Source organism: Niallia sp. XMNu-256 (genome assembly GCF_036670015.1).
Taxonomy (GTDB): domain Bacteria; phylum Bacillota; class Bacilli; order Bacillales; family Cytobacillaceae; genus Bacillus_BD.
The window spans coordinates 5,001-12,500 of the sequence record NZ_CP137638.1 but is presented as its reverse complement, the minus strand read 5'-3'; the positions used below and the strand labels follow the sequence as shown (position 1 = coordinate 12,500).

Sequence of the window (7,500 nt, the reverse complement as noted above, 5' to 3'; positions counted from 1 at the left end):
ATAACAGGCTTATCTCCCCCAAGAGTCCACATCGACGGGGAGGTTTGGCACCTCGATGTCGGCTCATCGCATCCTGGGGCTGTAGTCGGTCCCAAGGGTTGGGCTGTTCGCCCATTAAAGCGGTACGCGAGCTGGGTTCAGAACGTCGTGAGACAGTTCGGTCCCTATCCGTCGTGGGCGTAGGAAATTTGAGAGGAGCTGTCCTTAGTACGAGAGGACCGGGATGGACGCACCGCTGGTGTACCAGTTGTTCTGCCAAGAGCATCGCTGGGTAGCTATGTGCGGAAGGGATAAGTGCTGAAAGCATCTAAGCATGAAGCCCCCTCGAGATGAGATTTCCCATAGTGTTAAACTAGTAAGACCCCTGAAAGATGATCAGGTTGATAGGTTTGAGGTGGAAGCGTGGTGACACGTGGAGCTGACAAATACTAATCGGTCGAGGACTTAACCACAATATGATGTATGTCAGTCAACATTATCTAGTTTTGAGGGAACAATTCCCAATCAAATAGTCTGGTAACAATGGCGAGAAGGTCACACCCGTTCCCATCCCGAACACGGAAGTTAAGCTTCTCAGCGCCGATGGTAGTTGGGGTTTTACCCCTGTGAGAGTAGGACGTTGCCAGGCTAAGAAACAGCCCCTATATTAATAGGGGTCTGTTTTTTTGTTTGTAGGAAAATAATTTTAACGTTCCGCAGTAGCTCAGTGGTAGAGCAATCGGCTGTTAACCGATCGGTCGTAGGTTCGAATCCTACCTGCGGAGCCATCTATTTTATGGAGAAGTACTCAAGAGGCTGAAGAGGCGCCCCTGGAAAGGGCGTAGGTCGGGCAACCGGCGCGAGGGTTCAAATCCCTCCTTCTCCGTTATTTTTTTAAAGTAACCCCCTATTCTAAAATCAGAATAGGGGGTTTTTAGTGTATGTCCCGTGCAGTTTTACAGGACAAATGACTCAGTAATATAGGGAATATTCAATTCCTCATTTAGAATATGTTACAATTAAACTCATTATATAATATATATTATATGTATATTATGTATACCTATTTTATAATAACTCATCATATAATATAAAAAACAACGGTCTTATTTAATGATTTTCATTCCATTAAACTAATCGTATAAGTAAAAGGAGTGAGAATATGTTTCTAGATTATATTTCATATTTACAAGAGAAAGGGATGTCTGAAAATACGATTATTTCCTATCTGAATGATATTAAAAAATTCTTAAAGGAAATGAACCTTGAATCTACTGATTATGTGACGACTGGGGACATTCGTAAATGGGTTAGTGTAATGTTAGATCCAAAACAAGGGAAAGCTCTGGCCGTATCGACTATTAATCGGCGCCTTAATTCGCTAAGAAACTATTACACTTGGGAAGTAAGAAATAATACGCTGCAGAGTAATCCGATGTTGGATATTCAGGCTTTAAAGTCAGCTGATGAGGAATCCGAAAGTATTATGTGGCTGACGGAAGATGAGTTTGAGGAACTGCTTCTGATTTTAAGGAAGAAACCAGTCAAGAGTAGAGGAGTAAATTCAGAGGAAAAGTATCGCCGGGACAGAATGATTATTTACCTGCTTACATATGCAGGTTTAAGAGTGGATGAACTATCGAACTTAAAAATAGTAGATGTTGATCTATTAATGAAACGGATTCGAATAGTTGGAAAAGGAACTAAGGTGAGGACCATACCCATTTCCAATATCTTGTTGGTGGAAATTCAGGATTGGCTAGCATTTCGTGCTGAAATGGCTGAAAAGAAGCTTCATGTTGAAGAATCTCCATATGTTTTTTATAGTCAACGTTCTCCTAAATTTACAGTTCGCGGGATTCAGACAATGATTGAAGGATATAGTTTGCCAAATAAAAAATTGACTCCACATATGTTTCGCCATACGTTTTGTAAGTGGATGTTAAAAGCAACGAATAACGATATTGAAAAGGTAAGGAGATTGGCCGGTCATAGTAATATTGCTACTACAAGTAGATATTTGAAAGATTCTTTTAGTGATTTGGTAAATGCAGTTGAGGCAATGCCGAGGTTTTAAAGTAATGAGGCATGCTAAAGCAATAATAAAAAAAGAGAGTTAATTAATATGATGGACTGCTAGTAAACGTTCGATATGCTAAATATAGCCCTGTCGCCTTTGCTAACGAAAGATTCGTTAGCAAAGGCGACAGGGCTATATTTACAAAGAATATTTAAAGAAATGAAGAAACCTTTATTTGTAGATTGGTTTATATATTCCGTTAAAATACTGGTCTTCTATTTAGTAAAAAAACTTTAGATCAATGTTTTTCTTTTAGTTATTATCTCAATGTCTAACTGGCACCATCCTTTATTATATCCCCGTTAATAGAATGATAAAAAAACAAGAGTCCTTTTCTTGATACAAGGCCCTTGTTTTATTTACAACTTCTTCTCTGTTCGGTTTTTAATTGTCCCACTCGACGTCAAGGATTTTCCCATCTTTAGCATCAATTTCAATTTCTGCTTCTCCACGGTCTGCTTGCAACTCTATCTCATATTTAACTAATCCATCGTCTTCATCTTTTTCGATCTCAATGACCTTTCCGTTCACAGCCTTTTCAGCAATTGCTGTTGCATCAGATTGAGAAATAATATTTTTATTCTTTTGACCACCATCTGAAGAATTAACATTATCGTCATCATCATCACTGCCAACACTGTAAATCTCTCCAGTGTAAGCATCGATATATAGATCATAATTGATATCATTATTTTCAATATCCACTTCGTATACTATTCTATCTGACTTTCTCTCTAATTCAATTTCTTCTACTGTTCCCGCAACCTCTTGAAGGGCGATTTTTTTAATGTCATCCGTACTTAGGAATGCTTCGTTATTATTTACTTTATTAGCAGTACGTCCCTCATCATTGTTCGTAGCTCCAACAGAAAATGCTCCACCGAATAGAAGCGCAGCTCCTAAAGTACTAATTAACACTTTCTTTTTCATATCATATCCTCCTTTAATTTCCTTCCGTATCTCATTTCTTACTCTTACTATATCCCTGGAAAATGAGAATCCAGAGAAGGTAAGATTAGAAATTGATTAGAATTAAAGCAAAGATAAATAAGGTTGTCTTAAATTGGGTTTTATTATTATTTTCAAAGAAGATATTACAAAAATAACAACAATCAAAAAACGAAAAAGAATCCATTTCAAATGTCTTGTAGGCTTAGTGACAGAAAGAAAGTTCGAAAATCGAATCATATTAAACATGATATTATTTTAGACAAAACACTATTAATGATTTTGGTAATTAAACAAATATTGTATTAATAAGATTTTTAATACCCAAAAATAAACCTCCGAGCCAAGTACTGTGCAGCCGCAAACTTTAGTTCATCCTCCTGTTTAATCTGTTCAACATTTCGTTCATCAGCACGAATTAATTGAATACTATTAGATGTTTCTATGAATTGCCCACAATTAATAGATTGTGTTTTAGAAATTGAAACTACTTCATCCTTTAATTTATCAGGTGTTAAAAAGAAAAAGTCATGACAATACGGCAGATAATCCGTCCATTTGTAATCTGTTATTAAATCATTTTTTGAAACTTTGATCTTAAAAATAACGATCTGTGACTCATTGTAAGCGAAAATATCAGTTTTTTTTCCATTGGGAAGGGTAAAATCCGTCATTGCAATAAAGCCACGTTTAAATAGCCATTTAAGAGCTTTAACCTGCAATTCTTTAAGTCTCTTTAAATCATCCGCAGAAAGGTAGTCAGGGGTTTCGGTTATTTTCATATAAGACTGAGTAGTTTTCTGTTTTATTCGAATCACTTCTTCTTCAATTGCGGCTTTCTTCTCTTGGACCTCTCTTAATTTCTGTTTCAATTTGTTCATTGAATTAACGAAAGAACCTGTTAAGCCTAGGCTTTCATCGGTTCCCGAGCGATATTTTAGTCCACGTTCGCGACGAGATTGCAAGGATTCCACAAAACGATAGACGTCGTTAATATAATAAACAGATTGGTTTCCGTGATATTTGATTATTCCTTGTTCTCTTAAATGCTGTTCCCAGTTACCACAAAGACGTTTAGCAAGTACTAATTTTCCATCAAACACTCCTAAATACTCCTCTAAAAAGGAACGAATAGGTCCCAAGTATGGCTCGAAAACCTGTAGATGTTTATTCCATTCCTGCTGAAAAAGGAGAATTTCCCTCTCTTTTGTTTGTAGAGATTGATTTAATTTTTCTAATTCAAGTAAACTTAAATCGGTCTCTTCCTTAAGTTCTTTGATTCTATTCCTCTTTTCATGTAAGGCATCTATGAGCAGTTCTAAATCATCTCTTGTTGTTCCATCCGTTACAACGGACAAAATTTCAATAATCCCTCCCCAGTCAGCTTGCCTGAACAAACGGGACAAAGGCAAGCTCTTAATACCTAAATGCTGTAGACGTTGGTTCAAGTCCTCATTGAGATGCTCTCTAGCAAGATTTAACATCTTATTAAGACGGGAGAGTTTTTTTGCTTGATCTAGTGAGACAGGATAGTGTTTAGGAATACGGGATACTTTCATGCCGCGTTTTAAATCAATTAAGATTCGTTTGCTTAAGTCATCACAGCCTGTAATGGTAGCTTTCATTCTATTCCCTCCATGGTGCGCGGAGCACTTAGTTGGGAATAAGTATAAACCTAAATCCAACAAACAGCAATTTCTCCATATTTCTACCTCAGTAAATTACCGAATAAATAATTATAAAAAGAAAATATAAAAACAAGAAAAGTCCATTCTTCTTAGAATGGACTTTTCTTGTTTTTACGCGCCTTAGAGGATTCGAACCTCTGACACACGGCTTAGAAGGCCGTTGCTCTATCCAACTGAGCTAAAGGCGCATAATACAGTTATATGTATGGCGGAGAAGGAGGGATTTGAACCCTCGCGCCGGTTACCCGACCTACACCCTTAGCAGGGGCGCCTCTTCAGCCACTTGAGTACTTCTCCGTAAAAATAAAAATGGCTCCGCAGGTAGGATTCGAACCTACGACCGATCGGTTAACAGCCGATTGCTCTACCACTGAGCTACTGCGGAACAATTAAATGGTGGGCCTAAATGGACTCGAACCATCGACCTCACGCTTATCAGGCGTGCGCTCTAACCAGCTGAGCTATAGGCCCATTTAATTATGGAGCGGGTGAAGGGAATCGAACCCTCGACAACAGCTTGGAAGGCTGTGGTTTTACCACTAAACTACACCCGCATATATGAAGTTCTCTCGATACCGGTGGTCGGGGTCGAACCGACACTCCTTACGGAACACGATTTTGAGTCGTGCGCGTCTGCCAATTCCGCCACACCGGCAAAAACGATGGAGGCGGCAACCGGATTTGAACCGGTGAATAAAGGTTTTGCAGACCTTGGCCTTACCACTTGGCTATGCCGCCAAAAACTGGGCTAGCAGGATTCGAACCTACGAATGACGGAGTCAAAGTCCGTTGCCTTACCGCTTGGCTATAGCCCAATAACATCTATATTTAATGGGGCGACTGATGGGAATCGAACCCACGAATGTCGGAACCACAATCCGATGCGTTAACCACTTCGCCACAATCGCCATAATTTTTTATAAACAGGGGTAGTAGGAATCGAACCCACACCAAAGGTTTTGGAGACCTTCGTTCTACCGTTAAACTATACCCCTATATATGTATGGTGGAGGGGGACGGATTCGAACCGCCGAACCCGAAGGAGCGGATTTACAGTCCGCCGCGTTTAGCCACTTCGCTACCCCTCCATAGCCTTAGGGACATAGGGAGATAATATGGTGGCTCAGGACGGAATCGAACCGCCGACACATGGATTTTCAGTCCATTGCTCTACCGACTGAGCTACTGAGCCAATATATATTTAAACAGTAGAATCCAAAGGACCTACTGGAAAATAGGGATGATGGCGGTCCGGACGGGACTCGAACCCGCGACCTCCTGCGTGACAGGCAGGCATTCTAACCAACTGAACTACCGGACCAAATTGCGGGGACAGGATTTGAACCTGCGACCTTCGGGTTATGAGCCCGACGAGCTACCGAACTGCTCCACCCCGCGATAATAATATTGTATTTATTTAAATGGCGGAGGAAGAGGGATTCGAACCCCCGCGCGGTTTAACCCGCCTGTCGGTTTTCAAGACCGATCCCTTCAGCCGGACTTGGGTATTCCTCCACTTATATAACGATGGATCTTGTAGGACTCGAACCTACGACCGGACGGTTATGAGCCGTCTGCTCTAACCAGCTGAGCTAAAGATCCTTAGATTCAACACCCATTAAATCCAATAGCGGCGGAGGGGATCGAACCCCCGACCTTTCGGGTATGAACCGAACGCTCTAGCCAGCTGAGCTACACCGCCAAAATATAAAGCGTTTGCTGTTTATTACTTGTAAAGATGGAGCCTAGCGGGATCGAACCGCTGACCTCCTGCGTGCAAAGCAGGCGCTCTCCCAGCTGAGCTAAGGCCCCATTATAAGAATATTATGGTATTCATGGTCGGGAAGACAGGATTCGAACCTGCGACCCCTTGGTCCCAAACCAAGTGCTCTACCAAGCTGAGCTACTTCCCGTAAAATAAGCGCGCCCGAAAGGAGTCGAACCCATAACCTTCTGATCCGTAGTCAGACGCTCTATCCAATTGAGCTACGGGCGCATATAGTAATAAAGTTTTTAATGGTGCCGAGGACCGGAATCGAACCGGTACGGTAGTCACCTACCGCAGGATTTTAAGTCCTGTGCGTCTGCCAGTTCCGCCACCCCGGCTAAACTTTGGAGCGGAAGACGGGATTCGAACCCGCGACCCCCACCTTGGCAAGGTGGTGTTCTACCACTGAACTACTTCCGCATATGAATCTAAGTGCGGGTGAAGGGAGTCGAACCCCCACGCCTCGCGGCGCTAGATCCTAAGTCTAGTGCGTCTGCCAATTCCGCCACACCCGCATAAATGGTGAGCCATGCAGGATTCGAACCTGCGACCCTCTGATTAAAAGTCAGATGCTCTACCGACTGAGCTAATGGCTCAAAAAAATCCACCGAATAATGTTCGTGGTCCAACGCCCCAAAAGCTGTTAGCCTTTGTTGCAGATTGAACCTCTTCGAGGTGGTCAATCTGGTGCCGGCCAGAGGACTCGAACCCCCAACCTACTGATTACAAGTCAGTTGCTCTACCAATTGAGCTAGGCCGGCATATGGTGGAGGATGACGGGCTCGAACCGCCGACCCTCTGCTTGTAAGGCAGATGCTCTCCCAGCTGAGCTAATCCTCCGATTTACAGGTTGTGCTAGTGCCTGGTGACAATAGAATGTTGCGCACTTCCTTTTAAATAAATGGTGACCCGTACGGGATTCGAACCCGTGTTACCGCCGTGAAAGGGCGGTGTCTTAACCGCTTGACCAACGGGCCTTACTAAGTATTCCTATCTGATTCAGAAAAAAATAAAGCCCCTAATAGGTTATAAAAGGG

General features: G+C 41.9%; 3 protein-coding genes, 29 tRNA genes and 2 rRNA genes (1 of these 34 cut by a window edge). 5 read left to right on the top strand and 29 right to left on the bottom strand.

The window, feature by feature from the left end; all coding sequences use genetic code 11:
* The 5 genes from R4Z10_RS21855 to R4Z10_RS21835 all read left to right on the top strand — a co-directional run.
* Nucleotides 1-452: ribosomal RNA gene (locus R4Z10_RS21855) — 23S ribosomal RNA — on the top strand (it extends 2,481 nt beyond the left edge of the window).
* 60 nt (nt 453-512) lie between these two features.
* Nucleotides 513-628: ribosomal RNA gene (rrf, locus tag R4Z10_RS21850) — 5S ribosomal RNA — on the top strand.
* 64 nt (nt 629-692) lie between these two features.
* A tRNA-Asn gene (locus R4Z10_RS21845) sits at nt 693-767 on the top strand.
* A 10-nt stretch (nt 768-777) separates the two neighbouring features.
* Nucleotides 778-865: transfer RNA gene (locus R4Z10_RS21840), tRNA-Ser, on the top strand.
* A 276-nt stretch (nt 866-1,141) separates the two neighbouring features.
* On the top strand, nt 1,142-2,056 hold the full coding sequence (locus tag R4Z10_RS21835; protein ID WP_338473413.1) for a tyrosine-type recombinase/integrase: 915 nt from the start codon (nt 1,142-1,144) through the stop codon (nt 2,054-2,056).
* Between the two features lie 387 nt (nt 2,057-2,443).
* On the opposite strand, the gene R4Z10_RS21830 is transcribed toward R4Z10_RS21835, so the two are convergent.
* The 29 genes from R4Z10_RS21830 to R4Z10_RS21690 form a co-directional block, all read right to left on the bottom strand.
* Nucleotides 2,444-2,989 carry a PepSY domain-containing protein gene (locus R4Z10_RS21830; protein ID WP_338473412.1) on the bottom strand — a complete coding sequence of 182 codons (546 nt, stop codon included), beginning with the start codon at nt 2,987-2,989 and terminating at the stop codon, nt 2,444-2,446.
* Between the two features lie 335 nt (nt 2,990-3,324).
* Nucleotides 3,325-4,632, bottom strand: a complete 1,308-nt coding sequence (locus tag R4Z10_RS21825; RefSeq protein ID WP_338473411.1) for an MmcB family DNA repair protein — start codon at nt 4,630-4,632, stop codon at nt 3,325-3,327.
* Between the two features lie 177 nt (nt 4,633-4,809).
* A tRNA-Arg gene (locus tag R4Z10_RS21820) sits at nt 4,810-4,883 on the bottom strand.
* Between the two features lie 18 nt (nt 4,884-4,901).
* Nucleotides 4,902-4,992, bottom strand: a tRNA-Ser gene (locus R4Z10_RS21815).
* Nucleotides 4,993-5,005: 13 nt separating this feature from the next.
* Nucleotides 5,006-5,080: transfer RNA gene (locus R4Z10_RS21810), tRNA-Asn, on the bottom strand.
* A 9-nt stretch (nt 5,081-5,089) separates the two neighbouring features.
* A tRNA-Ile gene (locus tag R4Z10_RS21805) sits at nt 5,090-5,166 on the bottom strand.
* A gap of 9 nt (nt 5,167-5,175) precedes the next feature.
* Nucleotides 5,176-5,249: transfer RNA gene (locus R4Z10_RS21800), tRNA-Gly, on the bottom strand.
* Nucleotides 5,250-5,268: 19 nt separating this feature from the next.
* A tRNA-Leu gene (locus R4Z10_RS21795) sits at nt 5,269-5,350 on the bottom strand.
* An 8-nt stretch (nt 5,351-5,358) separates the two neighbouring features.
* A tRNA-Cys gene (locus R4Z10_RS21790) sits at nt 5,359-5,433 on the bottom strand.
* Between the two features lie 5 nt (nt 5,434-5,438).
* A tRNA-Gln gene (locus tag R4Z10_RS21785) sits at nt 5,439-5,510 on the bottom strand.
* 17 nt (nt 5,511-5,527) lie between these two features.
* Nucleotides 5,528-5,603, bottom strand: a tRNA-His gene (locus R4Z10_RS21780).
* A 16-nt stretch (nt 5,604-5,619) separates the two neighbouring features.
* Nucleotides 5,620-5,690, bottom strand: a tRNA-Trp gene (locus R4Z10_RS21775).
* Between the two features lie 9 nt (nt 5,691-5,699).
* Nucleotides 5,700-5,783, bottom strand: a tRNA-Tyr gene (locus R4Z10_RS21770).
* A 28-nt stretch (nt 5,784-5,811) separates the two neighbouring features.
* Nucleotides 5,812-5,887: transfer RNA gene (locus R4Z10_RS21765), tRNA-Phe, on the bottom strand.
* Between the two features lie 52 nt (nt 5,888-5,939).
* Nucleotides 5,940-6,016, bottom strand: a tRNA-Asp gene (locus R4Z10_RS21760).
* A gap of 3 nt (nt 6,017-6,019) precedes the next feature.
* A tRNA-Met gene (locus R4Z10_RS21755) sits at nt 6,020-6,093 on the bottom strand.
* Nucleotides 6,094-6,117: 24 nt separating this feature from the next.
* A tRNA-Ser gene (locus tag R4Z10_RS21750) sits at nt 6,118-6,210 on the bottom strand.
* Nucleotides 6,211-6,223: 13 nt separating this feature from the next.
* Nucleotides 6,224-6,297: transfer RNA gene (locus tag R4Z10_RS21745), tRNA-Ile, on the bottom strand.
* A 26-nt stretch (nt 6,298-6,323) separates the two neighbouring features.
* Nucleotides 6,324-6,397 (bottom strand) — tRNA-Met (locus R4Z10_RS21740).
* Nucleotides 6,398-6,434: 37 nt separating this feature from the next.
* Nucleotides 6,435-6,507: transfer RNA gene (locus R4Z10_RS21735), tRNA-Ala, on the bottom strand.
* Between the two features lie 24 nt (nt 6,508-6,531).
* Nucleotides 6,532-6,608: transfer RNA gene (locus R4Z10_RS21730), tRNA-Pro, on the bottom strand.
* 9 nt (nt 6,609-6,617) lie between these two features.
* Nucleotides 6,618-6,691: transfer RNA gene (locus R4Z10_RS21725), tRNA-Arg, on the bottom strand.
* 21 nt (nt 6,692-6,712) lie between these two features.
* A tRNA-Leu gene (locus R4Z10_RS21720) sits at nt 6,713-6,801 on the bottom strand.
* A 7-nt stretch (nt 6,802-6,808) separates the two neighbouring features.
* A tRNA-Gly gene (locus R4Z10_RS21715) sits at nt 6,809-6,883 on the bottom strand.
* Nucleotides 6,884-6,896: 13 nt separating this feature from the next.
* A tRNA-Leu gene (locus R4Z10_RS21710) sits at nt 6,897-6,978 on the bottom strand.
* Nucleotides 6,979-6,983: 5 nt separating this feature from the next.
* Nucleotides 6,984-7,059: transfer RNA gene (locus R4Z10_RS21705), tRNA-Lys, on the bottom strand.
* A gap of 89 nt (nt 7,060-7,148) precedes the next feature.
* Nucleotides 7,149-7,224, bottom strand: a tRNA-Thr gene (locus R4Z10_RS21700).
* A gap of 3 nt (nt 7,225-7,227) precedes the next feature.
* Nucleotides 7,228-7,303 (bottom strand) — tRNA-Val (locus R4Z10_RS21695).
* Between the two features lie 62 nt (nt 7,304-7,365).
* A tRNA-Glu gene (locus R4Z10_RS21690) sits at nt 7,366-7,440 on the bottom strand.
* Between the last annotated feature and the right edge of the window lie 60 nt (nt 7,441-7,500).

Coding starts and splice junctions, on each gene's coding strand:
- R4Z10_RS21835 (WP_338473413.1), top strand. CDS start 1,142: ATGTTTCTAGATTATATTTCATATTTACAAGAGAAAGGGATGTCTGAA.
- R4Z10_RS21830 (WP_338473412.1), bottom strand. CDS start 2,989: ATGAAAAAGAAAGTGTTAATTAGTACTTTAGGAGCTGCGCTTCTATTC.
- R4Z10_RS21825 (WP_338473411.1), bottom strand. CDS start 4,632: ATGAAAGCTACCATTACAGGCTGTGATGACTTAAGCAAACGAATCTTA.